The sequence below is a fragment of the Variovorax sp. YR566 genome (genome assembly GCF_051992195.1).
Lineage (GTDB): Bacteria > Pseudomonadota > Gammaproteobacteria > Burkholderiales > Burkholderiaceae_C > Variovorax.
In genome coordinates, this window is record NZ_CP197092.1 from 3556214 (window position 1) to 3583085 (window position 26872).

Sequence of the window (26872 nt, forward strand, 5' to 3'; positions counted from 1 at the left end):
TCTTTCATCCATCCGCCCCTTTGAAAGGCAGTCGCATGTCGCAGAACTGGAAATTCGAAACCCTGTCGGTGCACGCCGGCTACTCGCCCGAACCGACCACCCGCGCAGTGGCGCCGCCGATCTACCAGACGGTGGCCTATGCCTTCGACAGCGCGCAGCACGGCGCGGACCTGTTCGACCTGAAGGTGCCGGGCAACATCTACACCCGCATCAACAACCCCACGCAGGACGTGCTGGAGCAGCGCGTGGCCGCGCTTGAAGGCGGCATTGCGGCGCTGGCCCTGGCCTCGGGCCAGGCGGCCGTGACCTACGCGATCCAGACCATCGCCGAGGCCGGCGACAACATCATCAGCAGCACCGCGCTGTATGGCGGCACCTACAACCTGTTCGCCCACACGCTGCCGCAGTTCGGCATCACCACGCGCTTCGCGGACCACCGCGATCCGACGAGCTTCGAGAAGCTGTTCGACGAGAAGACCAAGGCGGTGTTCGTCGAATCGCTGGGCAACCCGGCGGGCAACGTGACCGACATCGCGGCCATTGCCGAGATCGCGCATCGCCACGGCGTGCCGCTGATCGTCGACAACACAGTGCCTTCGCCGTACCTGAGCCGACCTATCGAACACGGCGCCGACATCGTGGTGCACTCGCTCACCAAATACCTGGGCGGCCACGGCACCAGCATCGGCGGTGCCATCGTCGATTCGGGCAAGTTCCCGTGGGCCGAGCACAAGCAGCGCTTCAGGCGCCTGAACGAGCCTGACGTGAGCTACCACGGCGTGGTCTACACCGAGGCGCTGGGCCCGGCCGCCTACATCGGCCGTGCGCGCGTGGTGCCGCTGCGCAATACCGGTGCGGCCATCTCGCCGTTCAACGCCTTCCTGATCCTGCAGGGCATCGAGACGCTGGCACTGCGCATGGACCGCATCAGCAGCAACGCACTCGCGGTGGCGCAGCACCTGAAGCAGAGCAAGGCCGTGAATTGGGTGAACTACGCGGCGCTCGAAGACCACCCCGACTACCCGCTGGCAAAGAAGTACTTCGGCGGCCGCTCCAGCGGCGTGCTGACCTTCGGAATCGGTGCGGGTCGCGAGGGAGGGGCGAAGTTCCTCGATGCGCTGAAGCTCTTCACGCGCCTCGTGAACATCGGCGACGTGCGCTCGCTGGCCACGCACCCCGCCTCGACCACGCACCGGCAGCTGTCACCCGAGGAGCTGGCCAAGGCCGGCGTGACCGAAGACACCGTGCGCCTGTCGGTCGGCATCGAACACATCGACGACCTGATCGCCGACCTCGACCAGGCTCTTGCCGCCGCATCGAACTGAAAGACCTTCTGAAGAAATGACCACACTGCAATCCATTCCCGAAGCCGCGCTGGACCAGCTGTTCCGCAAGGCCCGCACCGTGCACGCCTTCAAGCCCGTGCCCGTGACCGACGAACTGATCCACAAGCTCTACGACCTGCTGAAGTGGGGCCCGACCGCCTACAACGCCCAGCCGGCGCGCTACGTGTTCGTGCGCAGCGAAGAAGCCAAGGCGAAGCTCAAGCCAGCCGTGTCCGCAGGCAACACTGCGCAGACGCTGGCGGCCGGCGTCACGGTGATCGTGGCGCACGACACGCGCTTCTACGAGCACCTGCCCACGCAGTTCCCGGCCTACGACGCCAAGCCCTTCTTCGAGAAGAGCGCCGAAGCCGCACAGGCCACGGCCTTCCGCAACAGCAGCCTGCAGGGCGCCTACCTGATTCTGGCGGCCCGCTCGCTCGGGCTCGACGCGGGGCCGCAGTCGGGCTTCAACGCCGACCTGGTCGACAAGGCGTTCTTCCCAGACGGGCGCTACCGCGCCAACTTCCTCGTCAACCTCGGCGTGGCCGACCACGCCGGCACTTTCGAGCGCGGCCCCCGGCTGGCGTTCGACGACGTGGCCGAGATCGTCTGACGCTCCGGCCCATTCATCCATCCATCCCTGCTTCAACCTGAAAGAGAAACCATCATGTCCATCCAAGCCATCAACGTGCGCAACCAGTTCAAGGGCAAGGTCCGCGAGATCATCCGCGGCGACGTCGTCTCCGAAGTCGATGTCGAAACCGCCTGGGGCATCGTCACCTCCGTCATCACCACGCGCTCGGTCGACGAGCTGCAACTGAAGGTGGGCTCCGACGTGGTCGCGCTCGTGAAGTCGACTGAGGTTTCGATCGCGAAGCTCTGACGGACCCTCGGGCATCTGCGACAACCCGGCGCTGTCATGGCGCCGGGTTTTTTCGTTTCTGGGCTTCGTGTTTGCAGGGGTTTACAGGGTGTGGATTCATCGACCGTGCTGAATTTCTGGAATCCATCGAATCTTTCAAGACCCTGAATTTTCTTTGAAGACATCGCCATAGCATCCGCGCCGCGAGGTGCGATCCGTGTCGTGTGTCGATGCTGGGAAACGCCTCGTGAAGAGTCGTTCACCAATCAAAGATATTCAGGGAGGAACCCCATGCTCGTTGAAATTGACGAACACGAAATGCTCAGTCACGCGCGAGGGCGATGCATCGGATCGAGATGCGTAGAGCGCCAGGAGACCGCTATCCGAGCAATATGGAAGCCATAGGAATCGAAATGGTGGGAAGAGCAAGATTGCCGGAGGGTTTCAAACCGACTCTCAAGCAAAGAAAAATGCCTCTGGAAAGACTGCGGGGAGACGCCGGTGTCTTTCCCACTCCAACAGCAGCTCAGAACCAGGCGCTTTCGTGGCTCGTTCATGTGCTCCAGAGCTCAATGCAACTCGCAACGAGCGAAGTGTTTCGTCACCCGGATGTCAGCAGAAAGAACAGTACCGAGGTGCAAGGCGCGAACTGGACGCTCCCCATACCCACACCATGAGCAAAGTAAGCATTCCTTTGATGGCGCTGGTTGCAACCGCAATGGGTGCCCCGACTCACGCGGCGGACAAGCGATACCCGCTTGATTCCGTAAGGAAGATCGAAGTCGTCGAGCCCTCCAGCGGGTCTGTGTGGGAAGACAAAAATCTCCTAGATTGCTCCGATGTCGTCCTGACCGAAGAGGATGTGCGATATGCGCTGCGGCACATACGCAGGGTCACAGAGAAGGCATTTTTCAGCGAGGAGACGGAGAGGACGGGGTGTTCAGGTGGTGCTTCCGTCACTTTCAGAAATGGAAAGATCATCGTCATCGGAGTCGAGCCCACGGGGAGGATCAACATCTTCGAAGCGAACGCCAAACTCGAACCTACCGGTGTTCCTGAAAGCTACTATGGGTGCGATCCGTGCAGGAAACGCAAGATGATCCTTCTTCAGGACGCTTTCGATCGAGCCGATGAGCGCAGGCTCAAGAAGCTGGTGGCGCAAGGACGGATTTCTTCCACTGAAGCGGAACTTCTGCTGCAGAAGGCGCGTTCAGCGCGCAAAGGGCCTTGATGCGCAAGATCAACAATCTCGTGGCCACGATACTGATCGTGGCAGCGGGAACATCTTCAGCGCAGGCCGCTGACAAGCGGTACCCCATCGCTTATGTGCAGAAAGTGGAAGTCACACACCCTTCGCACCGAAGTGCCTGGGAGAACAAGGATTTTCTGAACTGCGACGATGTCGTGCTGGCAGAAGAGGACGTCCGCTACGCCTTGCGGCATATGCGCAGGGTTTCGTGGAAAGCCTACGACCCGGAAAGAACCGATGCCACAGGGTGCGAAGGGAGTGCCCTCGTCACGTTCAAGAACGGAAAAATCCTCGCCATGGTATTGAACCCAATGGGCGAACTCTTGCACTTGAGTACGACGCAAAGATGAAGCTCACGGGGAGTTCGACGAGTTTCTACGAATGCAGCCCTTGCCGGGAGCGCAAGATGGCCCTCCTGAAAGATGCACTGAACCGCGCGGATGAGCGAAGGCTCAAGAGGCTGGTGGCGGAAGGGCAGCTCTCCGCCAGCGAAGCGGAGCTTCGGTTGAAGAGGGTACGTGCCGAACGCGTCAAGCCCTGACATACCAACCAAGGCGTTCTCCCCCTGATTACCCGCTACGGCGGGTTTTCTTTTGGCTGTCTCCAAACGGCAATCACCCTTAGTCGCGGGGCGCATTAGAAAGCGCGAACAGCTTCCTTCCGCCTCGCGCACCCGCCTCGCAGAATCTTCTGGATTCATCGAAGCCAAGGTTGCCGCTCATGCTCAAACGTTCGTTTCTTCGTCACGCTGCTGCGTGGCCTTTGATCGCCGCCGCACCACGCCTGCTGGCGGCCAACACCGAAACGCCGGCCACCATCCGCATCGGCGTGGCCACTGGCGGCGTGGGCAACCCGGTGCGCTTCGGCGGGTCGTCTGCGGCGCTGCTGCATGCCTTCGGCGGGCTCGAGGAAGAGTTCAAGGCTGACGGTACGAAGATCGAATGGGTGTTCTTCAAGGGCGCGGGCCCGGCCGTGAACGAGGCGCTGGTCAACAAGCAGCTCGACCTGGCCTGGCAGGGCGACCTGCCTTCCATCGTGCACCGCGCGGGCGGAGTCAAGACTCGGATCATCGCGGGCTCGGGTGTGCGCAATGGCCTCTACCTCGCGGTGCCGCCGGATTCGCCGGTCAAACGCATCGAGGACCTGCGCGGCAAGCGCATCGCCCTCTACAAGGGCACGAACCTGCATCTCGCGGCCGTGCGCGCGCTGGCCGCGCACGGGCTGAAGGAAAGCGATGTTCGCCTCATCAACCTCGACCTGCCGGGCGCACAGGCCGCGCTGGCCACCAGGGACATCGATGGCGCGTTCGGCTATGTCGAGCTGTTCGTGCTGCGCGACAAGGGCGCGGCGAAGGTGATCTATTCGGCTTCCGAGGATTCGTTCAAGTACACGCGGCAAACCGTGCTGCTGGCCTCGGACGATTTCGCGCGGAGCTATCCCAAGGCCACGCAGCGCATCGTCAAGTCGCTGGTGACGGTGGCGCGACGCTACTCCGACGAATCGCAGCGCGACGAAGTGTTCAGGCAATGGGGCAAGGCCGAGGTGGCCGAGAAATACTGGCGCGAGGACTTCATCGGCCAGCCGCTGCGCGTGCGCCTGTCGCCGCTGCTCGATCCGTTCCTGGTGCAGCGCTACAAGGATTCGGCCGAACAGGCGCTGGCGCTCAAGCTGGTGCGCGGCAAGGCAGAGATCGACAACTGGTTCGATCGCAGCTTTCTCGATGCAGCGCTGCGCGAGCTGAAGCTGGAGAACTACTGGCCGGTGTACGAGGCCAATGGCGAAGTCAGCGGCAAGCAAGTGGCGGTGGCGCGATGAGCAGTAGCAAGCGGCAGATCAAGCTCAACGCCTTCCTGATGGCAACCGGCCATCATGTGGCGGCATGGCGCCACCCCGAGGTGCCGCTTCAGGCCGGGCTCGGTTTCGCGTACTACAAGGCACTGGCGCAGACGGCGGAGCGCGCGAAGTTCGATGCGGTGTTCCTGGCCGACAGCGTGGGCATCCGCGACGCGTCGGCGTCGCGCACCCTGCATCGCAGCGCACGGGTCTCTGGCTTCGAGCCGTTGACGTTGCTGTCGGCGCTCGCGGCCGTGACCGAGCGGCTGGGCCTGATCGCCACGGTGTCGACCACCTACAACGAGCCGTATCACGTGGCGCGCAAGTTCGCCTCGCTCGATCACTTGAGTGGTGGGCGTTCGGGCTGGAACGTCGTCACCTCGTCCAACGAGGCCGAAGCGCTGAACTTCAACCTCGATCGGCATCCCGAGCACGCGCTGCGCTACGAGCGCGCGCGGGAGTTCGTCGATGTGGTGACAGGGCTGTGGGATTCGTGGGACGACGATGCCTTCACGCACGACAAGGCGGCCGGCGAATACTTCGACCCCGACCGGCTGCATGTGCTGGCGCACCAGGGAAAGCACTTTCGCGTGCGCGGCCCGCTCAACGTCGCGCGGCCGCCGCAGGGGCACCCGGTGGTGGTGCAGGCCGGCGCTTCGGAAGCGGGGCAGGCGCTGGCCGCAGCGACGGCGGAGGTGATCTTCACCGCGCAGCAGTCGCTGGCGGGCGCGCAGGCTTTCTATCGCGGCCTGAAGGCGCAGCTGGCGCACCATGGCCGCGACCCCGAGGGGCTCAAGATCTTGCCGGGCGTGTTCCCCGTGGTGGGGCAGAGCGAGCAGCATGCGAAGGAAAAGCTCGAGGAGCTGCAATCACTGATTCCGCCCGACGTGGGCGTGGCGCTGCTGTCGACGGTGATCGGTGGCGTGGATCTCACGGGCTATCCGGTCGATGGCCCGCTGCCCGGCAACTTGCCAGAGCCGAACGGGCCCAAGAGCCGCTTCCGGCTCGTGACCGAACTGGCGCGCACAGAGGGCCTGAGCATCCGCCAGCTCTACCAGCGCGTGGGCACGGCGCGCGGTCACTGGTCGATCCACGGGACGGCCTCGCAGATTGCCGACCAGCTGCAGCAGTGGTTCGAAGAAGAGGCGGCCGACGGCTTCAACGTCATGCCGCCGACCTTGCCCGGCGGGCTGGATGACTTCGTGACGCAGGTGGTGCCTGAGCTTCGGCGCCGCGGCCTGTTCCGCCATGAGTACGAAGGCCGCACTCTGCGCGAGAACCTGGGACTGGCGCGGCCCGCGAACCGGCATCTGCTGGCGCGTGATCTCAAGGCGGCCGCATGAGTGCGGTGCTGCCTCCGGAGCTGTCGCTCCCGGTCGTCGGGCGAACGTCGCCCCTTGCGGCATGGCGCCGATGGCTGCCTGGCACGACACGCCTGCTGCTCGCCTGGCCGGTGCCGCTGGCCGTGCTGCTGCTGTGGCACATCGCGGCGCGCAACGAATGGATCGCGCCGCAGGTGCTGCCGTCGCCCGAAGCGGTGGCAGCGACTTTCGCCGATGCGTTGCGCAGCGGCGAGCTGCTCGACAACCTGCGCATCAGCCTCTGGCGCGTGTTCGCGGGCTTCGGCGTCGGGCTGGTGGGCGGGCTGCTGATCGGCACTGCGATGGGGCTGTCGCCGACCTTCAAGGACTACGTCTATCCGCTGTTCAAGGCCTTCGCGCAGGTGCCGGTGCTCGGCTGGCTGCCGTTGCTGATGCTGCTGGTGGGCATCGACGAGGCGCTCAAGATCATCCTGATTGCCAAGGCTTCGCTGGTGCCCATTGCGCTCAACACCTACAAGGGCATCCAGAACGTGCCCACGCGCTATATCGAGGTGGCGCGCGTGTTCCGGTTCAGCCGCTGGCAGTTGCTGTCACGGGTGGTGTTTCCGGCCGCGGCGGCGCCTATCTGGAACGGCGTGCGCTATGGCTTTACGCATGCATGGCTCGCGCTGGTGGTGGTCGAGTTGCTGGCGTCGAGCGAAGGGCTGGGCTACATGATCGTGTTCGGGCGGCAGCTGTTCCAGCTCGACGTGGTGCTGGCGGCGGTGGTGATGGTGGGGCTGGTCGGCTTCGTGCTCGACAAGATGCTCGCGCTGATCGAGACGCGGTTGCTGCGCTGGCGGCGGGCGGGGTTCTGATGAGTGCCGGGAACCTCTTTCGCCGCGTGCCGAAACCCCTGCGCGGCTGGGTGCTGCCTGCATTGCTGGTCGCGCTCTGGTGGGCAGCCTTCCGCTTCGGCTGGTCGAGTTCGCCGCTGCTGGTGTCTATCGACAGCGTCTGGCAACAGGCGGTGGAGCAGGCCACGAGCGGGGAGCTGTGGGTAGGGCTCTCCGCCAGCCTGTGGCGCGACCTGGCGGGCTTTGCCATCGGCGCGAGCGCGGGGCTGCTGTTCGGCGCGGCGCTGGGCCTGTCGCGGCTGTTCGAGAACCTTGTGGGGCCGGGCTTCCACACGCTCAAGCAGATCTCGCTGTTCGCATGGATTCCGCTGCTGTCTGTCTGGTTCGGGCTGGGTGACGCGGCCAAGGTGGCCTTTCTGTCGCTCGCGGCTTTCTTTCCGGTGGTGCTCAACACCTTCGAGGGCATTCGCAGCGTGCCGGGCGACCTGGTCGAGGTGGCGCGGGTGCTGCGCTTCAACCGCTGGCAGTTGTTCACGCGCGTGGTGCTGCCGAGCGCGTCGCCGTCGATCTTCGCGGGCATTCACCTGGCGTTGATCTACGCATGGCTTGCCACGCTCGGGGCGGAGTACCTGCTGGTCTCGGGCAAGGGCATAGGCAACACCATGATCGACGGGCGCGACCACTTCCGCATGGACTTGGTGATCTTCGGCGTGATCGTGGTCGGGCTCGTGGGCTTCACGCTCAACTGGATCGCCACGCGCATCGAGAACCGCCTGCTGGCCTGGCGCGGACGTTCCGTGGCCGGCTTCTGAACAAGAGAAAGAACAACGCAATGGCACACGCCGCCACGCTGGAAATACGCCAGCTCAGCAAGCAATACGAGGTCGAGGGCGCACCGCTGAAGGTGCTCGACGACATCAGCCTGACCATCACGCCGGGTGAGTTCGTCAGCATCGTGGGTTCCAGCGGATGCGGCAAATCGACGCTGCTGCGGCTGGTCGTCGGCCTCGAAGCGGACTACCGCGGCGAGGTGCTGATCGACGGGAATCGCATCGTCGGCACCAGCCTCGATCGCGGCATCGTGTTCCAGGAGCACAGGCTGTTCCCGTGGCTCACGGTACGGGACAACATCGCGCTGGGCCTGCTCAATGCCGGGCTCGGTGCACAGCAGAAGCGCAAGGAGGTGCAGGCGCACATCGAGCTGGTCGGGCTCAAGGGTTTCGAGAGTGCCTATCCGCATCAGCTGTCGGGTGGCATGTCGCAGCGCGTGGCGATTGCGCGGGCGCTGGTGAACCGGCCCGAGATATTGCTGCTCGATGAGCCTTTCGGTGCGCTCGATGCGATGACGCGCGCGCATTTGCAGCAGGAGCTGCACCGCATCTGGCAGGCTGAAGGCATCACCATGATCCTCGTCACGCACGACGTGGAGGAGGCCGTGTACCTCGGCGACAAGGTGGTGGTGATGGAGCCGCGCCCCGGGCGCATCCGCCGCATCGTGCCGGTGGAGCTTGCACATCCGCGCAACCGCGTGGACCTTGCCTTCACCCACGTCAAGGAAGAGGTGCTGCGCGAGTTCGCGGGCACGCCGCCGCTGGCCGAAGCGCCGCTGTATTCGGTGGGTGGTTTGCCTGCCGGCCTGCGCTTTGCCTATTGAGCCTTTGTTTCTTTCCTTTCTTCCATCAACCAAAGAGGACCTTCGATGAGCGCCATTCTTTCTTCCCCGGTCGTTGCGCAGGACAACGAACTCGACATCGTCCGGCAGGCCGGCCACATCGGCGCGGAGGTGCGCGGCGTGCGTCTTTCGGGCGCGCTGCAACCCGAGGTGTTCGGTGCCATCAAGGCCGCGCTGCTCAAGCACAAGGTGCTGTTCTTCCGCGGCCAGCAGCACCTGGACGATGCGCAGCAGGAAGCCTTCGGGCGCCTGTGGGGCGAACTGGTGCCGCACCCGACCGTGCCCTCGAAGGACGGCACGCGGCTGCTGGAGCTCGACTCACGCCACGGCGGCCGCGCCAATTCGTGGCACACCGACGTGACCTTCGAGGTCGCCTATCCGCAGGTGTCGATCCTGCGTGCGGTTGTGATCCCGGCCTATGGCGGCGATACCGTCTGGGCCAACACGGTGGCGGCCTACGAGAGCCTGCCCGATGACCTCAAGGCGTTGGCCGACCGGCTGCGCGCCATTCACGGCAACGACTACGACTACGCCGCCGCGCGCCTGCCGGTCGACCTGAACGACGAGGGCGCCCGTCGCTACAAAGAAGTGTTCACGCGCCGCCTGCTCGAAGCCGAGCACCCGGTGGTGCGCGTGCACCCCGAAACCGGCGAGCGGAGCCTGGTGCTGGGCCATTTCGTGAAGAGGCTGGCCGGCCATTCGACGCACGACTCGGGCCATCTGCTGAGCGTGCTGCAGAGCCATGTGCACCGCCTGGAGAACACGGTGCGCTGGCGCTGGACGCAGGGCGACGTGGCGATCTGGGACAACCGGGCCACGCAGCACTACGCAATCAACGACTACGGCGACCAGCACCGCGTGGTGCGGCGGGTGACTATCGCGGGCGACGTGCCCTATGGCGTGGATGGCGCGACGAGCGTGGACCGGACGGCCCCGGCCGTGCGCGCTGCCGAAGCTGCGGAAGCGGCTGCCTGAGCCTGTTTCTATAGATCGGATGGTTGTTAGGAATCGACTTTTCAGTTGTTTGAGCTTCGGCGTGCGGCTCCTACAGTGGTGGTTATCGCCATCAAGGCGTATCCAACGCACAACAGGAGCCGCACAGCATGTCAGTGGAAGTTGAAGAAGAACTCGTCTTGCCCGAAGCACTGGAACAGGCGCGCGCCAAGGCCGCCGAAAGCAATTGGCCCTATGCCGGCGGCGTGACGCCACCGGTGGCCTGGGAACTGGTGCAGAAGGGCCATGCCGTGCTGGTCGACGTGCGCTCGGGCGAAGAGCGCAAGTTTGTCGGGCACGTGCCCGACAGCCTGCATGTGGCCTGGGCCACGGGCACGGCGCTCACGCGCAACCCGCGCTTCGTGCGCGAACTGGAGGCCAAGCTGGCGAAAGACGGCGGCAAGGACGCCGTGGTGCTGCTGCTGTGCCGCAGCGGCAAGCGCTCCGCACTGGCCGCCGAGGCGGCTGCCAAGGCCGGTTTCACGAACGTCTTCAACGTGCTCGAAGGTTTCGAGGGCGAGATCGACGCGCACCAGCACCGTGGCGGTGCAGACGGCTGGCGTTTCCACAAGCTGCCGTGGGTGCAGGACTGAAATCCCCAACACAAGACGTCCCCCGGGAGAAAAACACATGGCCCATTTCGAGGTAAGCGACATCGTGCGTGCGCTGCATGGCGTGCGCGACGAGTGGCGCGATTCGCAGCGTCGATCGCGGGAGCCCGGTGCGCGCGAGTTTCCGTCGCGCGACGCGCTCGCGCAGATCGTCGAGTCGCTGAAAGGTGCGCTCTTTCCGATGCGGCTCGGCCCGCCGGACCTGCGCCACGAGAGCGAAGACTTCTACGTCGGCCACACGCTCGATGCTGCCCTGCAGGCGCTGCTCGTGCAGGCCCGGCTGGAACTGAACTTCAACGCGCGCCATGAGCCGCGCCCCGCGAGCGAGATCGACGACACGGCCACCGAGGCCGTGCGCCGGTTCGCGAACGCGCTGCCCGGTCTGCGCCGCCTGCTCGACAGCGACGTGCTCGCGGCCTACCAGGGCGACCCCGCCGCGCGCAGCGTCGACGAGGTGCTGCTGTGCTACCCCGGCGTGCTCGCGATGATTCATCACCGCTTGGCGCATGAGCTCTACAAGCTCGGCCTGCCGCTGCTGGCGCGCATCGTGGCCGAGCTCTCGCATGGGCAGACGGGCATCGACATCCACCCGGGCGCGCAGATCGACGCGGGTTTCTTCATCGACCACGGCACGGGCGTCGTGATCGGCGAGACGGCCGTCATCGGCAAGCGCGTGCGGCTCTACCAGGCAGTCACGCTCGGCGCCAAGCGCTTTCCGACCGACACCGAAGGCAACCTGCAGAAGGGCCTGCCGCGGCATCCGGTGGTGGAAGACGACGTGGTCATCTACGCGGGCGCGACCATCCTCGGACGGGTCACGCTGGGCAAGGGCGCCGTCATCGGCGGCAATGTCTGGATTACCGACGACGTGCCGCCAGGCGCGAGCGTCACGCAGGCCAGCCTGCAGAACGCACCGAAAGCGGGTGGGGCAGCATGAAAGCATTTGTAGAAGACTTCGGTGTGACCATCCGCCAGCTGCGCGAGGGCAAGGGCTGGTCGCAGGAGGAGCTGGCAGAGCGCTCCGATCTGAACCGCTCCTACGTAGGCGAAATTGAGCGCGGCCGTGTCATTCCTTCGATCGTCACCGCGCAAAAACTCGCGACCGCGCTGGGCATCAACATGGTCGGCCTGCTCATGCGCTGCGAGCAACTGGAGCAATCGCGCCTTGCAAGAAGGATCAACTTGGCGGCTATAGCCTGTTGAGGGAAAACCCGTGGCCGCCGGACACTGGCGGCCACTTTTTCCTTAACACCCGGAGCCCTGATCCATGAGCGCAACAGTTGGTGGTACGACCGCCCTTGGCGACAACGCCGCAAGACAGCTAGCCAATGCCACCAAGACAGTCCCCCAGCTCGAGACCATCAGCCCGCGCTGGCTGACGCACCTGCTGCAATGGGTGCCGGTGGAGGCGGGCATCTACCGCGTCAACAAGGTCAAGAACCCCGAGTCGATCAAGGTCACCTGCACCTCGCGCGAAGAAGAAAACCAGCTGCCGCGCACCTTCGTGGACTACGAAGAGAACCCGCGCGAGCACTACCTCAATGCCGTGAGCACCGTGCTCGACGTGCACACCCGCATCTCCGACCTCTACAGCAGCCCGCACGACCAGATCAAGGAGCAGCTGCGCCTCACGATCGAGACGATCAAGGAGAACCAGGAGAGCGAGCTCATCAACAACCCCGACTACGGCCTGCTGGCCCAGGTGACGGAAGAGCAGCGCATCTTTCCGCTGACCGGCGCACCCACGCCCGACGACCTGGACGAGTTGCTGACCAAGGTGTGGAAGGAGCCCGCGTTCTTCCTCACGCACCCGCTGGCGATTGCCGCCTTCGGCCGTGAAGCCACGCGTCGCGGCACGCCGCCGCCGACCGTGAGCCTGTTCGGCTCGCAGTTCATCACCTGGCGCGGCATTCCGCTGATTCCGTCGAACAAGGTGCCGGTGGCCGACGGCAAGAGCAAGATCCTGCTGCTGCGCGTGGGCGACAAGCGCCAGGGCGTGGTGGGGCTGTTCCAGCCCGGTCTGTCGGGCGAGCAGGGTCCGGGGCTGTCGGTGCGCTTCATGGGCATCAACAACCACGCGATTGCGTCGTACCTGATCTCGCTGTACTGCTCGCTCGCGGTGTTGACCACCGACGCGCTGGCGGTGCTCGACGACGTCGAGATCGGCAAGTACCACGACTACACCGACACCTACAAGTAAGCCGCGGTGAGCAGCACTCCATCGATTCCGGGCGAGGCGCCGTTCGATCCGGCCATCCTCGCGCGCATGGCGAGCGCCATGTTCGCCGCACTGCCGGGCACGCCGCCAAGCTCGCTGCCCGGTGTGGCGAGCGGGCTGGTGCCGGGCGCGCAGTTTCCCGCCAACGTCGCGCCGCCGGGTTCGCCGCTGGCGAGCCCTGCAGGCTTCGGGCCGAGCGTGCCGGGCACGCCGATTCCGCAAGGGCAGATTCCCGGCGCCAACGTGCTGCCGGCATCGCCCACGCAACTGCCTTCGCTCGCGAACCGCGCACCGGCCTTGCTGCCGCATGCGGTGGCGGGCAATGGCGTGCCGGACACGGTGCTGTCTGTGGCGCCGGCTTTCGAGCCGCGCTCGGGTGGCACGGTGCAAGGCGTGCCACAGGTGAATGCGCCCGCGACGCCGCAGGCCGCGGCCTCGCCGTTCTACTTCGTGGGCAACAGCTACGGCCATCCGTCAGCGGGTGCGACCGATGGCATTGCGATCCACGATCCGTTCGCGGGTCTTGCGTTGCCGGCAACGGCCGCGCCCGTCTCGCCACAGAGCCCGCCATCGGCGCCGGCCGGCCGCGATGCGCAGTTCTACTTCGTCGATGCGGTGCGCCTGCCCAACGGCTTCGTCACGCCGGCCAAGCCCGATCCGCGCGGCCCCGATGCCGTGCCGCTGGCCGGCAGCGGCCAGCACCCGCCGTTCGACGTCAACGCCGTGCGGCGCGACTTCCCGATCCTGCAGGAGCGGGTGAACGGCAGGCAGCTGGTGTGGTTCGACAACGCGGCCACCACGCACAAGCCGCAGTCGGTCATCGACCGCATCGCGTACTTCTACGAGCACGAGAACTCGAACATCCACCGCGCCGCACATGAGCTGGCAGCGCGCGCGACCGACGCCTACGAAGGCGCGCGCGAACGCGTTCGCAAGTTCATCAATGCGCCGGAAGTCGAAGAGGTGATCTTCGTGCGCGGCACCACCGAGGCCATCAACCTCGTGGCCAAGAGCTGGGGCGGGCAGCACGTGGGCGAGGGCGACGAGATCATCGTGTCGAACCTCGAGCACCACGCCAACATCGTGCCGTGGCAGCAGCTCGCTGCCGCCAAGGGCGCGAAGCTGCGCGTGATTCCGGTGGACGATTCGGGCCAGGTGCTGCTGGACGACTACCGCAAGCTGCTCAACGACCGCACGAAGATCGTCGCCGTCACGCAGGTCTCGAACGCGCTGGGCACCGTGGTGCCGGTGAAGGAGATTGTCGAGCTGGCGCACCGTGCGGGCGCGAAGGCGCTGGTCGACGGCGCGCAGTCGGTCTCGCACATGCGGGTGGACGTGCAGGACATCGGTGCAGACTTCTTCGTGTTCTCCGGCCACAAAGTGTTCGGCCCCACCGGCATCGGCGTGGTGTGGGGCAAGCGCGAAGTGCTCGAAGACATGCCCCCGTGGCAGGGCGGCGGCAACATGATTGCCGACGTGACCTTCGAGAAGACGGTGTTCCAGCCGATCCCGAACAAGTTCGAGGCCGGCACCGGCAACATCGCCGACGCCGTGGGCTTGGGCGCCGCCATCGACTACGTCAACAAGGTCGGCATCGAGAACATCGCGCGCTACGAGCATGACTTGCTGGTGTACGGCATGCGGCAGCTCGGCGCGATTCCGGGTGTGCGGCTGATCGGCACGGCGGCCGACAAAGCCAGCGTGATGTCCTTCGTGCTCGACGGCTACACCACCGAGGAGGTGGGGCATGCGCTGAACGACGAGGGCATTGCGGTGCGCACAGGGCACCATTGTGCGCAGCCGATCCTGCGGCGCTTCGGTGTCGAGACGACGGTGCGGCCCTCGCTGGCGTTCTACAACACCTTCGACGAGGTTGATCGGCTGGTGGCTGTGGTGCGGCGGCTGTCGTCGCAGCGGCGCGCGGGCTAGGGCTTTGACGCGAGGTGCTGCCTGAAGAAGGCAACCACCTCGGCGTTGAACCCGGCATGGAACGCCACGCGGTCGAAGCCGGGGCCATCGCGGCAGATCTCCGGCAGTGCGCTGGCCATGGCAGGTGAGCACGGCGCGAGGAAAGCGAAGTGCGCGGCGCCGGTTGCCGCATGCCATTCGGGCGGCGCAGGCAGATTGCGGCGAACCGCGGCCACGTTCTCGGGCGTGACGCCATCGCCGCCGTACTCGGAAGCCCAGAGTTGGATCGGTATCGTCACATTCTTCAGGCTGTCGGCGTCGAAGACCATGCTGAGCGGGTCGGCGATCACGGCGGCCTTGATGCGGGTGTCGCGGGTCAGCGGCGAGGCGAGCAGTTCCTGGAATCTCTGCCGCATCAGCGCGCACGCCGGGCCTTCCGGCGCCGATGCGCAGGGGGACGAAGGCAGGGGCGGGAGCCGCTCGAAGTTCGGACGTGCACCGCTGAGCACAAGGCCCGTATAGCCGCCCCTTGAAAACCCATAGAAGCCGATCTGCCCGGCGGCGAGCCTGTCATGCGCGGGCCACTGCTGGAGCATGTGGTCGATCAGTCGTGCGATGTCGGTCGTGCGCGTTGCGAGTGCCGAAATCTTGTCGCCCGGGCCGCCCCGGATCTGGGAGTTGTCGTCCGAGTGGCTGATGGCGGCGACCACGAAGCCCGCGTCGGCCAGCGCCTGTGCCGTGTCGTAGTGGCCGAGGAACGAGCCTCCATACCCATGCGACAGCACGATCAACGGCAGCCGGCTGTCGTCGATCGGGCAATCACGTACGCCGGAGATGGTGGAGCGGCCGAGCCTGATTTCGCCAGCTGGCGCGGCGCAGGGCGTCCACACGGCGCCGTGCAGCGCCGGGCCTTTCTGGTCGGCAGGTATGTCGATGGTGCTGAAGCCCGCGGCCTGGGCAAGCGTTGCCGAAAGGCAGAAGACGGCGAGGAGGAGGAGGCGAAGAATGGGCATGGCGAGTCGGTCCTGCATGAGGATGGGAGTCGGCCTGCAGTGTGCTGTTGCCCGGCGGGCGCCGCTTAGCCGACTTTGCTATCTTTCTTCGAGCGGCCGGCGCGCTATGCTTGACCTTTGTTAACAATGTCGCTTGTCCACGCATGTCCTTGCCCCAAGCTTCTTCCTCCGCCCCCCAGATGGCCGATGAATCCTGCGACGTGATGGTTGTGGGCGGTGGCCCCGCCGGCTCGACCATCGCCGCGCTGCTGGCCCAGCAGGGCCGCAAGGTGGTGCTGCTCGAAAAGGCGCATCACCCGCGCTTTCACATCGGTGAATCGCTGTTGCCCGGGAACGTCGAATTGTTCGAGAAGCTCGGCGTGCGCGACCAGGTCGACAAGATCGGCATGCCGAAGTTCGGCATCGAGTTCGTCTCGCCCGAACACGAGCACCGCAGCTATGTGGAATTTGCCGAGGGCATGGACAAGTCGCTCGACTCCGCCTGGCAGGTGCGCCGCTCCGAACTTGACGAGCTGCTGTTCCGCAACGCGGCCACGCGCGGCGCGCAGACCATCGAAGGCTGCAAGGTGCGCGACGTGGCCTTCGATGCCGACGGCGCCACGGTCCAGGCCGAAATGGACGACGGCGCGCGCCGCAGCTGGCGCGCCCGCTTCGTGGTCGACGCCACCGGCCGCGACACGCTGCTGGCCAATAAATTCCGCTGCAAGGAAAAGAACCCCGACCACAACAGCACCGCGCTGTTCGGCCACTTCACGAATGCCGAACGGCTCGAAGGCAAGAAGGAAGGAAACATCAGCATCTGCTGGTTTCCGCATGGCTGGTTCTGGTTCATTCCGCTGGCCGACGGCACCACCAGCGTGGGCGCGGTCTGCTGGCCGTACTACCTGAAGACGCGCGACAAGCCGCTGAAGGAGTTCTTCTACGACACCATCGCCACCTGCCCGGTGCTGGTGGAACGCCTGCAGAACGCCACGCTGGTCGACGACGCGGTGCACGCCACCGGCAACTTCTCGTACTCGAGCACGCACGCCACGGGCGACCGCTACCTGTTGCTGGGCGACGCCTTCACCTTCATCGACCCGATGTTTTCCTCGGGCGTGTACCTCGCGATGCACAGCGCCTTCGACGGCGCCGAACTGGTGGCAAAGGCGCTCGACCGGCCGGCCGAACTGGCGGCCGCACGCAAGGACTTCGAGGCCATGATGCGCAAGGGCCCGCGCGAGTACTCGTGGTTCATCTACCGCGTGACCAACCCGACCATCCGCGACATGTTCATGCACCCGGGCAATCCGTTCCGCGTCAAGGAAGGGCTGATGTCGCTGCTGGCCGGCGACATCTACCGCGGCACGCCGACGCGGGGGCCACTCGGCATGTTCAAGTTTCTGTACTACTTCATCTCGGTCACGCACATGCGACGGACCTGGGAGGGGTGGAAGCGGCACCGCTTCAACATCCGGGACATGGGGATGCTGAAGGGGGAGACGATCCTCAAGTCAGACTAGCAGCCAGCGCCACGGCGTGCCGGGCACCCAGCGCGGGGCTGCTGAGCACGTCGATGCCGAGGTCCGCGAGCAGGGCGGCCGCGGGGGCCATCGAGGCCTGGGCCAGCACGATGACGTCGGCTTCGCCTGCCGCAGCGCGGATCGAGCGGGCCAGGGTTTCGATGTAGCGCGCGTTGTCGCCTGCTTCGAAATGGGGCCACGCTTCTTCGACCAGCAACGTGCTCGGCTGCACCGCGATGCCTGCGTTTGCCGCGGCGGAACGCACCAGTTCCATCGTTGGCCCGAGCGTGCTTTCGACCGCTGCCACAACCAGCACGCGCGGCCCGGTGCGTACCGCGCGGTCGGCCATGGCGCGATCGATGCGCAGGGCCTTGAAGGTATCGCCTGTGGGCATTTGTTCGGCGACGGCACCGATGGTCGAGCAGGTGCACACCACGACTTTCGCGCCGCTGGAGGCGGCTTCGTGCATGGCACGGTGAACGCGGGCGATCAGGCCTGTGTCGTCGGTGCCCACGACACGCGCGTCGGCCAGCAGGTCTGCTTGCACGAGATGCCGCACACGCAGGCCGGGCGCCATCTCGGCCACAAGCTGCTCGAAGGTCGGCACATGCACTTGCGCCGTGTGCAGGAACGCCAGCGCGTCGCGCATGACGCTCAGGCTGCCGTACGGGCGCGTTGTGCCTCGTAGGCCTTGAGATGGACGTACGCTGTGCGCAGCGCCGACGGCACTGGCAGGTTGCTCGGCGCCGCGCGGCCCAGCAGATCGCCGACGATGTGGTCGGCCTCGACCGCCGCGCCGCGCACCATGTCCTTGTACATCGACGCGGTCATTGGCGAGCCGGCAGTCGTCATGATGGCGCGACCGCGCTGCACGGCTGCGGCCCGCGGCGCGAAGCCGTTGTGCGTGGCGATGGCGCAGCATTCGTCGAAGATCGACAGCGCCACGTCTTGCCCGCCGGCGGCCACGATGTCGCCGATGGACGCGCGCATCAGGCTGGTGAGGCCCGCCGCCGAGGCGATGAAGACCCACTTTTCCCACATGTCCTGCATGATGTTTTCGCTGGCCGTGGCGTCGAACTTCGCGCCCGCGAATTGTGCTGCGATGGCATCGACGCGGGCCGAGCGGCCGCCGGCGCGTTCGCCATAGCTCAGGCCGTGCATGTCGTTCAGATGCAGCACGCGGCCCTCGTCGTCGAGCGTGGCGGAGATCATGCAAAGGCCACCCAGCACGCGCTCGCTGCCGAAGCGTTCAGCCAGCCGGTCGATGTGCTTCATGCCGTTGAGCAGCGGGAGGATCACGGTGTCGGGGCCGACTGCCGGCGCGAACGAGTCCATCGTCGAGTCGAGGTCGTAGGCCTTGCTGCCGACCACGACCACGTCATACGGGCCATCGATGCCGTCGGCCAGCACGTGCTTCGGGGCTGGCAGTTGCAGGTTGCCGAAGGGGCTCTGCACCACCAGCCCGGTCTTCGCGAGTTGCGCCGCGCGGCGCGGGCGCAGCAGGAAGGTGACGTCGCGTCCCGCCTCCAGCAGACGGCCGCCAAAGTAACCACCGAGTGCGCCGGCACCCACCACCAGAAATCTCATCGCGCTTCGCTCCTGAGTCAGACAGACAAAAAAGATCGAAGGCGATGATGCCCGGGATCGCCCGGGCCTGCTTCAGGCTGGCGCTTTCTCCAGCAGGCGTTGGCGGGCAAAGGGCCGCAGGTCGAGCTCGCTCGGGCGGTCCAGCACGTGGTCGGCGATGGCTTCGCCAAGCCCGGCCGAGTGCTTGAAGCCGTGGCCCGAGCAGGCCGATGCGATGAGCACGCGGGGCAGGCTGTCGAGCGCGTCGATCACGAAGCGGCGATCGGGCGTCACGGTGTACATGCAGGCGCGCGCCTTGAGGGCACGGCCGCCGATCTGCGGAAAGCGGCCGGCCACGCGGTCGCGGTACATGGCGGCGGTTTCTTCCGCGCTCACGGTGCGGTCGATGGTGTCCGGCGTGGTGGCGGCCACGTATTGCTCGGTCGCCACCTTGAGCGCGGGCTGCGACGGGTCGGAAGACGGAAAGCCGTACATGTAGTCTTCCGGCCCGTCGCCGAACATCCAGATGAAGATGGGGAAGCGGCCGGGTGCGAAGTCGGCTGTGGCGCTGCCGGTGTCGAACCAGTGCATCACCTGCCGGTGCACGGAGAAGTCGGCTTGCCAGTCGGCTCGTGCCTGCGCGCCAAGGAAGGCGGGGAGCCACGCGCCGGCCGCGACGACCACGCGGTCGGCCGTGAAGCTTGCGGAGCCTGTGCGCACGCGCACCGTGTCGCCGTTGCCGATGGGCTCGACGGCTTGCACGCGCTCGCCGGTGAGTGTTTGAGCGCCCGAGGCGCGGGCCACGGCCAGCTGGGCGCCGATGGCGTCTTCGGGGCGGACGAAGCCGGCGTCGTGCTCGTAATAGCCGATTTCGTCGCCCTGCAGGTGGAACTGCGGAAAGCGAGCGCGGATGCCGGCTGCGTCGAGCACTTCGTGCGCGATGCCGAAGCGCTCGGCGCAGGCGATGGTGCGGCGCACGAAATCGGATTTGCCGTGGTGCTCCGCCACGCGATCGCGCGGCGCGAGGATCAGGCCGCCGGTGGTGGTCATCAGCGGCTTGCCGGTGCGGGCCTCGAGTTCGCGCCAGATGGCATGCGAGCGCTGCACGAAGGGCACGTACTCGTCGCCTTCGCCGACGGCCAGCCGCGTGATGCGCGAATCGCCGTGCGAGGAGCCCTGGTCGTGCGGCGGCGAGAACTGGTCGATGCCCAGCACGCGTGCGCCGCGCTGCGAGAGTTGGTAGAGCGTCGCGGCGCCGAGGGCGCCAAGGCCGACGACGATGACGTCGTAATGGGAAGACGAGGATGAAGAGGAAGACTGAGACTGGGTCACGGGAGCGTCCTGCGCTTCGATGGGGTTGGGGGATGCGGTTTATCTTGCCGCCGCTCGTCCGGCTCTGCATGAACTTTTCCCGAAAAGGTCTTGGGCGCTTCGCATAATCGCGTTCGTCATTCCGACCCCTCTCACTCAAGGAGTTTCACCCATGGCCCAGACCCGGATCGCTGTCATTGTCGGCAGCCTGCGCAAGGATTCGTTCAACCACAAGCTGGCCCTCGCGCTGGCGCATCTCGCGCCCTCGGACTTCACCTTCGAAACCCTGCGCATCGACGACCTGCCGCTGTACAACCAGGACGACGACGGCAATCAGTCCGCGCCGGTGAAGCGCCTGAAGACCGAGATCGCGGCGGCCGACGGCCTGCTGTTCGTTACGCCCGAATACAACCGCTCGATTCCCGGCGTGCTGAAGAACGCCATCGACCAGGCCTCGCGCCCCTATGGCCAGAGCGCCTGGGCGGGCAAGCCGGCCGGCGTGGTCGGCATCTCGGTGGGGGCCATCGGCACCGCGCTGGCGCAGCAGCACCTGCGCAACATCCTGGCCTATCTTGACGTGCCCACGATGGGCGCGCCCGAAGTGTTCCTGCAGGCCAAGGACGACCTGTTCGACGACAAGGGCCACGTCGGCAACGAAGGCTCGAAGAAGTTTCTGCAGGGCTGGATGGACAAGTACGTGGCCTGGGTGAAGAGCCACGCGGCCTGATCGATCCGCTGCGTCCGCGGACGAAAAAAAGCCGCCCGATGGGCGGCTTTTTTACTGGTGCCGGAGCAGAACTCAGGCAGCGATAGCAGCGTCGCGCTGGTTCGCGGCTTCCGCCGTCGCCACTAGGATGTCGGCGCGGGCCGTTGCCAGGGCATTGTTCCGGGCTTCGTCGCCCATCGCCACACCTTCGGCGCGCACGACGCGCACGTCGGTGATGCCGAAGAAGCCGAAGACTGCCTTGAGGTAGCTTTCCTGGTGTTCCATGGCCTGCCCACCTTCGCTGGTCGAATAGATGCCGCCGCGGGACAAGGCCACGATGACGGTCTTGCCGCCGGCCAGGCCGACGGGACCCTTCTCGGTGTACTTGAAGGTGCGGCCGACTTGTCCCAGGCGGTCGATCCAGGCCTTGAGTTGCGTCGGGATCGAGAAGTTGTAGAAAGGCGTGCCGATGACGACCACGTCCGAGGCCAGGAACTGGCTCACGAGCTTTTCGGACACGGCGTTTTCACGCTGCTGGGCTTCGGTCGGCTGTTCTTGCAAGCCGGTCTTGATGCCCAGCGCGTCGGCGCTGAAGTGCGAGGGGGTGTCGACGGCCAGATCGAGGTATTCGACGGTGGTGTCGGGGTGGGCGGCGCGCCATGCGGTCACGACTTCGGCCGAGAGCAGGCGCGAGGTCGAGTGGGCGCCGAGGATGCTGGAGTCAATGTGGAGCAGCTTCATTTCAATCAATCACTTTCTGTGTTGGCTGTCGGCGCTCAAAGTGGCCGGCGAATGGAAGAATTCTATTTTTGGATCTAGTGATCGATAAGTACCCAAAAATTGCCTAGATCGTTCTACCTGCAGGACAATCACCACCATGCAAGACCTCAACGACATGGTTTTCTTCGCCGAAGTGGCCGAGCGCGGCGGCTTCGCAGCCGCCAGCCGGGCGCTAGGCATCCCCAAGTCGCGCCTCTCGCGCCGCGTCGCCGACCTGGAAGAGCGTCTCGGCGTGCAACTGATGCAGCGCAGCACCCGGCGCCTGTCGCTCACGCCGGCGGGCGAGATCTACCTGCGGCATTCGTCCGCCATGCGCGACGCGGCGCAGGCGGCAGCCGAGGCGGTGGCGCAGGTGCAGAACGAGCCCAGCGGGCTGGTGCGGCTGAGCTGCCCCGTCACCATCGCGCACAGCGGCCTGGCGCAGCTGATGCCGGTGTTCATGGCGCGCTACCCGGCGGTGCGCATCGACATGCGGGTGATCAACCGGCCGGTCGACCTGATCGAGGAGGGCATCGACATCGCGCTGCGTGTGCGGCTCGTCATCGAGGACAGCACTGTGCTGGTGGCAAAGACCTTCGGTCACAGCCGCGGCGTGCTGGTGGCGAGCCCGGCGCTGTTGACGCGCTACGGGCCGGTGGAAACGCTGGCCGACCTCGGCAAGCTGCCGACGGCGGCCATGTCGGTCAACGGGGAAGGGCGCAGCGACTGGCGGCTGGAGGGCCCCAAGGGAGAGAGCTACGTGCACTCCCACGCCCCGCATTACGTGGCGGACGACCTCGCGACGCTGCAGTTCGGCACGCTGGGCGGCATAGGCGCGACCATGCTGCCTGACTACATGTGTCGCGCCGACATCGATGCCGGCCGGCTGGTGCGGCTGTTACCCGGTTGGGGGCCGCCACCGGTGATTGCGCACATGGTGTTTCCGGCACGGCGGGCGTTGGTGCCGGCTGTGCGGAAGCTCATCGACTTCCTGATGGAGCATCTCCAGAGCGAAGATATGCGGATGTTCTAGGCTCGTTATGCGAAAAACGTCATATCCAAACAAGCAGATATTCGTTTGGCATTGAAGCAAGGGTTCGCACAATCCGAGGCTCCCATCCATCCAGGAGCGTCCATGGCTACTCTGCGACTCGGCGACACAGCCCCCAATTTCACCCAGGATTCCAGCGAAGGCCCCATCGACTTCCATCAGTGGGCCGGCGATTCGTGGGTCGTGTTCTTTTCGCATCCCGCCGATTTCACGCCCGTGTGCACCACCGAACTGGGCAAGACCGCGGCGCTGTCCGGCGAATTCGCCAAGCGCGGCGTGAAGCCCATCGCGTTGAGCGTCGATCCGGCCACCAAGCACAAGGAATGGATCAGCGACATCAACGACACGCAGAACACCACGGTCAATTTCCCCATCATTGCGGATGCCGACCGCAAGGTGGCCGACCTGTACGACCTGATCCACCCGAACGCCTCGGCCACGGCCACCGTTCGCAGCGTGTTCATCATCGACCCGAAGAAGGTCATCCGCACCACCATCACCTACCCAGCGTCGACCGGCCGCAACTTCGACGAGATCCTGCGCGTGATCGACTCGCTGCAGCTCACCGACAGCCACAAGGTGGCCACGCCCGTGAACTGGAAGGACGGCGACGACGTGGTCATCATCCCGGCCATCCAGGATCCGGCCGAACTGGCGGAGCGCTTCCCCAAGGGCTTCAAGGCCGTGCGCCCCTACCTGCGCATCACGCCGCAGCCCAACAAGTAAGCGGGCAGGGCAAGCGTCGTCATGCAGACCCGAGTGATCATCGTGCCGGGGTGGCGCGACTCCGGGCCCGGCCACTGGCAGAGCCTGTGGGAAGAGCGCATTCCGGGTGCGGCGCGGGTGGTGCAGGACGACTGGGCCTCGCCCAAGCGCGAGGCGTGGGTGTCCACGCTGGCGAAGCTGGTGCTGGAGAGCGACGGGCCGGTGGTGATCGCAGCGCACAGCCTGGGCTGCATTGCCACGGCGCACCTGCCGCCCGATGCCGCGGCCCGCATCCAGGGCGCGCTGCTGGTGGCTCCTGCCGACCCTGAGCGCCGCGCCGTGCTGTCCGATTTCGCGCCTGTGCCCTACGCTGCGCTGCCGTACCGCAGCATCGTGGTGGCCAGCAGCAACGACCCCTTTTGCCCGATCCGCCTGGCTGGTGCATATTCGCGCGCCTGGGGCAGCGAGTTCGTGCGCATGCAGAATGCGGGCCACATCAACGTCGACTCGGGGCATGGGGATTGGCCGCTGGGCCTTGCCTTGCTCCAGTCCTTGACCGACGAGCCCGCCGCCTGGCCGGTGGGCCGTGAATTTTCAGAAACCTTGGCAACCACATGACTTCCAGAATAAAGACCTTCGTCGCCGTGCTCGCGCTGGCGTCCTCCGCACTCGCCGGCAGCAGCGCCTTTGCCCAAGGCACTGGGCTGCTGAACGCCTCGTACGACGTGGCCCGCGAGTTCTACAAGGACTACAACGCGGCCTTCGTGGCGCACTACAAGAAGGGCACAGGCAAGGACGTCAAGATCGACCAGTCGCACGGCGGCTCCAGCGCGCAGGCCCGCGCGGTGGCCGACGGCCTCGACGCCGACGTGGTGACCATGAACACCTCCACCGACATCGACTTCCTCGCCAATGCCGGCGTGGTTGCCAAGGACTGGAACAAGAAATTCCCCGAGAACGCATCGCCGACCACGTCGACCATGCTTTTTCTCGTGCGCAACGGCAACCCCAAGGGCATCAAGGACTGGGACGACCTGGTCAAGCCGGGCGTGCAGGTCGTGATCGTCAACCCCAAGACCGGCGGCAACGGGCGCTATGCGTACCTGGCCGCATGGGGTTACATCAAGAAGAAGGGCGGCACCGACGCCCAGGCTGCCGAGTTCGTCGGCAAGCTGTTCAAGAACGTGCCTGTTCTGGCGCGCGGCGGCCGCGACGCGACCACCGCCTTCCTGCAACGCAACATCGGCGATGCGCTGATCACCTTCGAATCGGAAGTGGTGTCGATCGACCGCGAATTCGGCACCGGCAAGGTCGACTCGGTGTACCCGTCGATCAGCATCGTGGCCGAGAACCCGGTGGCCGTGGTCGAACGTACCGTCGCCAAGAAGGGCACCGGCGAACTGGCCAAAGCCTACCTTGACTGGCTGTACTCTGAAGAAGCTCAGGAAATCGCGGCCAAGCACGCGCTGCGTCCGCGCTCGCCGGCCGTGCTCAAGAAGTACGCCTCGACCTTCAAGCCGCTGCAGCTCTTCACAGTGCAAGAACTGTTCGGCAGCCTCGGCGAAGCGCAGAAGGTGCACTTCAACGACGGCGGCCAGTTCGACAAGCTCTATACGCCCGGCGGCAAGTAAATGAGCGGCGCTGTTTCTTCGGCGCTCCCGTCCGCGGGAGCGCCTTTTTCGCGTGCCAACCGGGCAGGGGGCGCCAAGCGCGTGCTGCCGGGTTTCCACATCACGCTCGGCTTCTCGATTCTTTACCTCAGCCTGATCGTGCTGATCCCGCTGTCGGCGCTGGTCTTCAGGACCTTCACGCTGACCTGGGACCAGTTCTGGGTGGCCGTGACTGCGCCGCGCGTGATGGCTTCGTACCGGCTGACCTTCGGCGCCTCGCTGATCGCGGCCGTGGTGAACGCGGTGTTCGGCCTGCTGGTGGCCTGGGTGCTGGTGCGCTACAAGTTTCCGGGCAAGCGCATCGTCGATGCGCTGGTCGACCTGCCGTTTGCGCTGCCGACGGCGGTGGCGGGCATTTCGCTGACCGCGCTGCTCGCGGGCAACGGCTGGGTCGGGCAACTGCTCGAGCCGCATGGCATCAAGCTGGCCTTTACGCCAGCGGGCATCGTGATCGCGCTGATATTCATCGGGTTGCCCTTCGTGGTGCGCACGGTGCAGCCAGTGCTCGAAGACGCCGAGAAAGAGCTGGAAGAAGCAGCCACCTCGCTCGGCGCGACGCGGCTTCAGACCTTCACCAAGGTGATCTTTCCGTCGATTGCGCCTGCGCTGCTCACCGGCTTTGCCATGGCCTTCGCACGCGCCATCGGCGAGTACGGCTCGGTGATCTTCATCGCGGGCAACATGCCGATGATCTCGGAGATCACGCCGCTGATCATCATCGGCAAGCTGGAGCAGTACGACTACGCGGGCGCCACGGCGGTCGCACTGGTGATGCTGGTCATTTCGTTCCTGCTGCTGCTGGTCATCAATGGCCTGCAAGCCTGGCAGCGTCGCCGCGCAGGAGCCTGACATGAGCGCACCTTCCAAAGTCATCCGCCGCGCGCAAGCCGGCACTACTGAATCCGCCTGGGTGCGCTGGACGCTGATCGGCATTGCGCTCGCGTTCATGTTCCTGTTCCTCGTGCTGCCGCTGGCCGCTGTTGCGACGGAGGCGCTACGCAAGGGCGTGGGCGCGTATCTCGACGCGCTGAAGGAGCCCGACGCCTGGAGCGCGATTCGCCTCACGCTCATCACCGCCGCCATCGCGGTGCCGATGAACCTCGTGTTCGGCGTGGCAGCGGCCTGGGCCATTGCCAAGTTCGAGTTCCGCGGCAAGGCATTTCTCACCACGCTGGTCGATCTGCCGTTCGCGGTGTCGCCGGTGGTGGCGGGCCTGATCTACGTGCTGGTGTTCGGCGCGCAGGGCTGGCTCGGTCCGTGGCTGGCTGAGCACGACATCAAGATCATCTTTGCCGTACCCGGCATCGTGCTGGCGACCGTGTTCGTGACCTTCCCGTTCATCGCGCGCGAACTCGTGCCGCTGATGCAGGCGCAGGGCACCGACGAGGAGCAGGCCGCCATCGTGCTCGGCGCGACCGGCTGGCAGACCTTCTGGCGCGTGACGCTGCCCAACATCAAGTGGGGCCTGCTGTACGGCGTGATCCTGTGCAACGCGCGCGCCATGGGTGAATTCGGCGCGGTGTCGGTGGTGTCGGGCCACATCCGCGGCCAGACCAACACCATGCCGCTGCACGTGGAAGTGCTCTACAACGAATACCAGTCGGTGGCCGCGTTTGCCGTGGCTTCGCTGCTGGCCATCCTGGCGCTGGTCACGCTGGTGATCAAGTCGGTGATCGAATGGCGCCACGAGCGCGAGATGAAGGCCATTGCCGAACTGCCCCCCGAGCGTCCCCCTGAAGCCGCGGCGGCCTGAGAGAAAG

The 26872-nt window shown here is 65.8% G+C and carries 30 protein-coding genes; 25 read left to right on the plus strand and 5 right to left on the minus strand.

Annotation, left to right across the window (positions count from 1 at the left end; all coding sequences use genetic code 11):
• Positions 1 to 35 precede the first annotated feature (35 nt).
• The 17 genes from ACTG4X_RS16610 (at position 36) to ACTG4X_RS16690 (ending at position 14850) form a co-directional block, all read left to right on the plus strand.
• A complete protein-coding gene (locus ACTG4X_RS16610; protein WP_093054584.1) occupies positions 36 to 1325 on the plus strand; it encodes an O-acetylhomoserine aminocarboxypropyltransferase/cysteine synthase family protein in 1290 nt (429 codons plus the stop codon).
• 16 nt (positions 1326 to 1341) lie between these two features.
• Complete coding sequence (locus ACTG4X_RS16615) at positions 1342 to 1938, plus strand: malonic semialdehyde reductase (RefSeq protein ID WP_093054585.1); 597 nt, start codon at positions 1342 to 1344, stop codon at positions 1936 to 1938.
• A gap of 54 nt (positions 1939 to 1992) precedes the next feature.
• Positions 1993 to 2208: a TOBE domain-containing protein gene (locus ACTG4X_RS16620; protein WP_007829250.1), complete on the plus strand. Its 216-nt coding sequence runs from the start codon at positions 1993 to 1995 to the stop codon at positions 2206 to 2208.
• A 652-nt stretch (positions 2209 to 2860) separates the two neighbouring features.
• Positions 2861 to 3418, plus strand: a complete 558-nt coding sequence (locus ACTG4X_RS16625; RefSeq protein WP_440534321.1) for a hypothetical protein — start codon at positions 2861 to 2863, stop codon at positions 3416 to 3418.
• A complete protein-coding gene (locus ACTG4X_RS16630; RefSeq protein ID WP_440534322.1) occupies positions 3418 to 3786 on the plus strand; it encodes a hypothetical protein in 369 nt (122 codons plus the stop codon). Before ACTG4X_RS16625 ends, ACTG4X_RS16630 begins: the two co-directional genes overlap by 1 nt.
• 56 nt (positions 3787 to 3842) lie before the next feature.
• The gene (locus ACTG4X_RS16635) at positions 3843 to 3977 is read left to right on the plus strand and encodes a hypothetical protein (RefSeq protein ID WP_440534323.1); all 135 of its coding nucleotides are present in this window, start codon (positions 3843 to 3845) and stop codon (positions 3975 to 3977) included.
• 179 nt (positions 3978 to 4156) lie between these two features.
• Entirely contained in the window at positions 4157 to 5251 is a 1095-nt protein-coding gene (locus ACTG4X_RS16640) for an ABC transporter substrate-binding protein (RefSeq protein WP_093174173.1), read from the plus strand.
• Complete coding sequence (locus ACTG4X_RS16645; RefSeq protein ID WP_440534324.1) at positions 5248 to 6612, plus strand: LLM class flavin-dependent oxidoreductase; 1365 nt, start codon at positions 5248 to 5250, stop codon at positions 6610 to 6612. Before ACTG4X_RS16640 ends, ACTG4X_RS16645 begins: the two co-directional genes overlap by 4 nt.
• Positions 6609 to 7448, plus strand: coding sequence for an ABC transporter permease (locus tag ACTG4X_RS16650; protein WP_440534325.1), 840 nt, complete (start codon positions 6609 to 6611; stop codon positions 7446 to 7448). Before ACTG4X_RS16645 ends, ACTG4X_RS16650 begins: the two co-directional genes overlap by 4 nt.
• Positions 7448 to 8239: an ABC transporter permease gene (locus tag ACTG4X_RS16655; protein WP_258355135.1), complete on the plus strand. Its 792-nt coding sequence runs from the start codon at positions 7448 to 7450 to the stop codon at positions 8237 to 8239. Before ACTG4X_RS16650 ends, ACTG4X_RS16655 begins: the two co-directional genes overlap by 1 nt.
• 20 nt (positions 8240 to 8259) lie before the next feature.
• A complete protein-coding gene (locus ACTG4X_RS16660) occupies positions 8260 to 9081 on the plus strand; it encodes an ABC transporter ATP-binding protein (protein WP_440534326.1) in 822 nt (273 codons plus the stop codon).
• 45 nt (positions 9082 to 9126) lie between these two features.
• Entirely contained in the window at positions 9127 to 10074 is a 948-nt protein-coding gene (locus tag ACTG4X_RS16665; RefSeq protein WP_440534327.1) for a TauD/TfdA dioxygenase family protein, read from the plus strand.
• A 128-nt stretch (positions 10075 to 10202) separates the two neighbouring features.
• Complete coding sequence (locus ACTG4X_RS16670; RefSeq protein WP_093074697.1) at positions 10203 to 10685, plus strand: rhodanese-like domain-containing protein; 483 nt, start codon at positions 10203 to 10205, stop codon at positions 10683 to 10685.
• A 37-nt stretch (positions 10686 to 10722) separates the two neighbouring features.
• Entirely contained in the window at positions 10723 to 11640 is a 918-nt protein-coding gene (gene epsC / locus ACTG4X_RS16675) for a serine O-acetyltransferase EpsC (protein WP_093054607.1), read from the plus strand.
• Positions 11637 to 11906 carry a helix-turn-helix domain-containing protein gene (locus ACTG4X_RS16680; RefSeq protein WP_081269389.1) on the plus strand — a complete coding sequence of 90 codons (270 nt, stop codon included), beginning with the start codon at positions 11637 to 11639 and terminating at the stop codon, positions 11904 to 11906. The genes epsC and ACTG4X_RS16680 overlap by 4 nt, the downstream gene beginning before the upstream one ends.
• Before the next feature lie 64 nt (positions 11907 to 11970).
• Positions 11971 to 12903, plus strand: a complete 933-nt coding sequence (locus tag ACTG4X_RS16685; protein ID WP_093054609.1) for a family 2A encapsulin nanocompartment shell protein — start codon at positions 11971 to 11973, stop codon at positions 12901 to 12903.
• A 66-nt stretch (positions 12904 to 12969) separates the two neighbouring features.
• Positions 12970 to 14850, plus strand: coding sequence for a family 2A encapsulin nanocompartment cargo protein cysteine desulfurase (locus ACTG4X_RS16690; RefSeq protein ID WP_440534397.1), 1881 nt, complete (start codon positions 12970 to 12972; stop codon positions 14848 to 14850).
• Here ACTG4X_RS16690 and ACTG4X_RS16695 read toward each other — a convergent pair.
• Positions 14847 to 15842: an alpha/beta hydrolase family protein gene (locus ACTG4X_RS16695; RefSeq protein ID WP_440534328.1), complete on the minus strand. Its 996-nt coding sequence runs from the start codon at positions 15840 to 15842 to the stop codon at positions 14847 to 14849. The two genes, ACTG4X_RS16690 and ACTG4X_RS16695, sit on opposite strands and share 4 nt — an antisense overlap.
• A gap of 143 nt (positions 15843 to 15985) precedes the next feature.
• On the opposite strand from ACTG4X_RS16695, the gene ACTG4X_RS16700 reads away from it, so the two are divergent.
• The gene (locus tag ACTG4X_RS16700; protein ID WP_440534329.1) at positions 15986 to 17344 is read left to right on the plus strand and encodes an NAD(P)/FAD-dependent oxidoreductase; all 1359 of its coding nucleotides are present in this window, start codon (positions 15986 to 15988) and stop codon (positions 17342 to 17344) included.
• Here the strand turns inward: ACTG4X_RS16700 and ACTG4X_RS16705 are convergent.
• From ACTG4X_RS16705 to solA, 3 genes are all read right to left on the minus strand, one after another.
• On the minus strand, positions 17331 to 17993 hold the full coding sequence (locus tag ACTG4X_RS16705; RefSeq protein WP_440534330.1) for an aspartate/glutamate racemase family protein: 663 nt from the start codon (positions 17991 to 17993) through the stop codon (positions 17331 to 17333). The genes ACTG4X_RS16700 and ACTG4X_RS16705 overlap by 14 nt on opposite strands.
• 5 nt (positions 17994 to 17998) lie before the next feature.
• Positions 17999 to 18931, minus strand: a complete 933-nt coding sequence (panE, locus tag ACTG4X_RS16710; protein ID WP_440534331.1) for a 2-dehydropantoate 2-reductase — start codon at positions 18929 to 18931, stop codon at positions 17999 to 18001.
• A gap of 72 nt (positions 18932 to 19003) precedes the next feature.
• A complete protein-coding gene (solA, locus tag ACTG4X_RS16715; protein WP_440534332.1) occupies positions 19004 to 20242 on the minus strand; it encodes an N-methyl-L-tryptophan oxidase in 1239 nt (412 codons plus the stop codon).
• Between the two features lie 151 nt (positions 20243 to 20393).
• On the opposite strand from solA, the gene ACTG4X_RS16720 reads away from it, so the two are divergent.
• Positions 20394 to 20948 (plus strand): NADPH-dependent FMN reductase, encoded by a 555-nt coding sequence (locus ACTG4X_RS16720; protein WP_440534333.1) that lies wholly within the window; start codon positions 20394 to 20396, stop codon positions 20946 to 20948.
• A 72-nt stretch (positions 20949 to 21020) separates the two neighbouring features.
• Here the strand turns inward: ACTG4X_RS16720 and ACTG4X_RS16725 are convergent, their stop codons facing one another.
• On the minus strand, positions 21021 to 21668 hold the full coding sequence (locus ACTG4X_RS16725) for an FMN-dependent NADH-azoreductase (protein WP_093054621.1): 648 nt from the start codon (positions 21666 to 21668) through the stop codon (positions 21021 to 21023).
• A gap of 136 nt (positions 21669 to 21804) precedes the next feature.
• Here ACTG4X_RS16725 and ACTG4X_RS16730 point away from each other — a divergent pair, with 136 nt between their 5' ends.
• The 6 genes from ACTG4X_RS16730 to cysW all read left to right on the plus strand — a co-directional run bounded on the left by ACTG4X_RS16730 (position 21805) and on the right by cysW (position 26865).
• Positions 21805 to 22719, plus strand: a complete 915-nt coding sequence (locus ACTG4X_RS16730; RefSeq protein WP_440534334.1) for a LysR family transcriptional regulator — start codon at positions 21805 to 21807, stop codon at positions 22717 to 22719.
• A 102-nt stretch (positions 22720 to 22821) separates the two neighbouring features.
• Positions 22822 to 23463: a peroxiredoxin gene (locus tag ACTG4X_RS16735; RefSeq protein WP_093173934.1), complete on the plus strand. Its 642-nt coding sequence runs from the start codon at positions 22822 to 22824 to the stop codon at positions 23461 to 23463.
• A gap of 21 nt (positions 23464 to 23484) precedes the next feature.
• Positions 23485 to 24060 (plus strand): RBBP9/YdeN family alpha/beta hydrolase, encoded by a 576-nt coding sequence (locus tag ACTG4X_RS16740; protein ID WP_440534335.1) that lies wholly within the window; start codon positions 23485 to 23487, stop codon positions 24058 to 24060.
• Positions 24057 to 25073 (plus strand): sulfate ABC transporter substrate-binding protein, encoded by a 1017-nt coding sequence (locus ACTG4X_RS16745; RefSeq protein WP_440534336.1) that lies wholly within the window; start codon positions 24057 to 24059, stop codon positions 25071 to 25073. Before ACTG4X_RS16740 ends, ACTG4X_RS16745 begins: the two co-directional genes overlap by 4 nt.
• The gene (gene cysT, locus ACTG4X_RS16750) at positions 25074 to 25961 is read left to right on the plus strand and encodes a sulfate ABC transporter permease subunit CysT (RefSeq protein WP_258355121.1); all 888 of its coding nucleotides are present in this window, start codon (positions 25074 to 25076) and stop codon (positions 25959 to 25961) included. It abuts the gene before it with no gap.
• Position 25962: 1 nt separating this feature from the next.
• Positions 25963 to 26865, plus strand: a complete 903-nt coding sequence (gene cysW / locus ACTG4X_RS16755; RefSeq protein ID WP_093054633.1) for a sulfate ABC transporter permease subunit CysW — start codon at positions 25963 to 25965, stop codon at positions 26863 to 26865.
• Positions 26866 to 26872: the final 7 nt, after the last annotated feature.

Coding starts and splice junctions, on each gene's coding strand:
- cysT (WP_258355121.1), top strand. CDS start 25,074: ATGAGCGGCGCTGTTTCTTCGGCGCTCCCGTCCGCGGGAGCGCCTTTT.
- cysW (WP_093054633.1), top strand. CDS start 25,963: ATGAGCGCACCTTCCAAAGTCATCCGCCGCGCGCAAGCCGGCACTACT.
- ACTG4X_RS16620 (WP_007829250.1), top strand. CDS start 1,993: ATGTCCATCCAAGCCATCAACGTGCGCAACCAGTTCAAGGGCAAGGTC.
- ACTG4X_RS16740 (WP_440534335.1), top strand. CDS start 23,485: ATGCAGACCCGAGTGATCATCGTGCCGGGGTGGCGCGACTCCGGGCCC.
- ACTG4X_RS16665 (WP_440534327.1), top strand. CDS start 9,127: ATGAGCGCCATTCTTTCTTCCCCGGTCGTTGCGCAGGACAACGAACTC.
- ACTG4X_RS16660 (WP_440534326.1), top strand. CDS start 8,260: ATGGCACACGCCGCCACGCTGGAAATACGCCAGCTCAGCAAGCAATAC.
- ACTG4X_RS16630 (WP_440534322.1), top strand. CDS start 3,418: ATGCGCAAGATCAACAATCTCGTGGCCACGATACTGATCGTGGCAGCG.
- ACTG4X_RS16645 (WP_440534324.1), top strand. CDS start 5,248: ATGAGCAGTAGCAAGCGGCAGATCAAGCTCAACGCCTTCCTGATGGCA.
- ACTG4X_RS16725 (WP_093054621.1), bottom strand. CDS start 21,668: ATGAAGCTGCTCCACATTGACTCCAGCATCCTCGGCGCCCACTCGACC.
- panE (WP_440534331.1), bottom strand. CDS start 18,931: ATGAGATTTCTGGTGGTGGGTGCCGGCGCACTCGGTGGTTACTTTGGC.
- ACTG4X_RS16700 (WP_440534329.1), top strand. CDS start 15,986: ATGTCCTTGCCCCAAGCTTCTTCCTCCGCCCCCCAGATGGCCGATGAA.
- ACTG4X_RS16670 (WP_093074697.1), top strand. CDS start 10,203: ATGTCAGTGGAAGTTGAAGAAGAACTCGTCTTGCCCGAAGCACTGGAA.
- ACTG4X_RS16655 (WP_258355135.1), top strand. CDS start 7,448: ATGAGTGCCGGGAACCTCTTTCGCCGCGTGCCGAAACCCCTGCGCGGC.
- ACTG4X_RS16615 (WP_093054585.1), top strand. CDS start 1,342: ATGACCACACTGCAATCCATTCCCGAAGCCGCGCTGGACCAGCTGTTC.
- ACTG4X_RS16720 (WP_440534333.1), top strand. CDS start 20,394: ATGGCCCAGACCCGGATCGCTGTCATTGTCGGCAGCCTGCGCAAGGAT.
- ACTG4X_RS16650 (WP_440534325.1), top strand. CDS start 6,609: ATGAGTGCGGTGCTGCCTCCGGAGCTGTCGCTCCCGGTCGTCGGGCGA.
- ACTG4X_RS16640 (WP_093174173.1), top strand. CDS start 4,157: ATGCTCAAACGTTCGTTTCTTCGTCACGCTGCTGCGTGGCCTTTGATC.
- ACTG4X_RS16625 (WP_440534321.1), top strand. CDS start 2,861: ATGAGCAAAGTAAGCATTCCTTTGATGGCGCTGGTTGCAACCGCAATG.
- ACTG4X_RS16610 (WP_093054584.1), top strand. CDS start 36: ATGTCGCAGAACTGGAAATTCGAAACCCTGTCGGTGCACGCCGGCTAC.
- ACTG4X_RS16735 (WP_093173934.1), top strand. CDS start 22,822: ATGGCTACTCTGCGACTCGGCGACACAGCCCCCAATTTCACCCAGGAT.
- epsC (WP_093054607.1), top strand. CDS start 10,723: ATGGCCCATTTCGAGGTAAGCGACATCGTGCGTGCGCTGCATGGCGTG.
- ACTG4X_RS16745 (WP_440534336.1), top strand. CDS start 24,057: ATGACTTCCAGAATAAAGACCTTCGTCGCCGTGCTCGCGCTGGCGTCC.
- ACTG4X_RS16730 (WP_440534334.1), top strand. CDS start 21,805: ATGCAAGACCTCAACGACATGGTTTTCTTCGCCGAAGTGGCCGAGCGC.
- ACTG4X_RS16685 (WP_093054609.1), top strand. CDS start 11,971: ATGAGCGCAACAGTTGGTGGTACGACCGCCCTTGGCGACAACGCCGCA.
- ACTG4X_RS16695 (WP_440534328.1), bottom strand. CDS start 15,842: ATGCCCATTCTTCGCCTCCTCCTCCTCGCCGTCTTCTGCCTTTCGGCA.
- ACTG4X_RS16690 (WP_440534397.1), top strand. CDS start 12,970: ATGGCGAGCGCCATGTTCGCCGCACTGCCGGGCACGCCGCCAAGCTCG.
- ACTG4X_RS16635 (WP_440534323.1), top strand. CDS start 3,843: ATGGCCCTCCTGAAAGATGCACTGAACCGCGCGGATGAGCGAAGGCTC.
- ACTG4X_RS16680 (WP_081269389.1), top strand. CDS start 11,637: ATGAAAGCATTTGTAGAAGACTTCGGTGTGACCATCCGCCAGCTGCGC.
- ACTG4X_RS16705 (WP_440534330.1), bottom strand. CDS start 17,993: ATGCGCGACGCGCTGGCGTTCCTGCACACGGCGCAAGTGCATGTGCCG.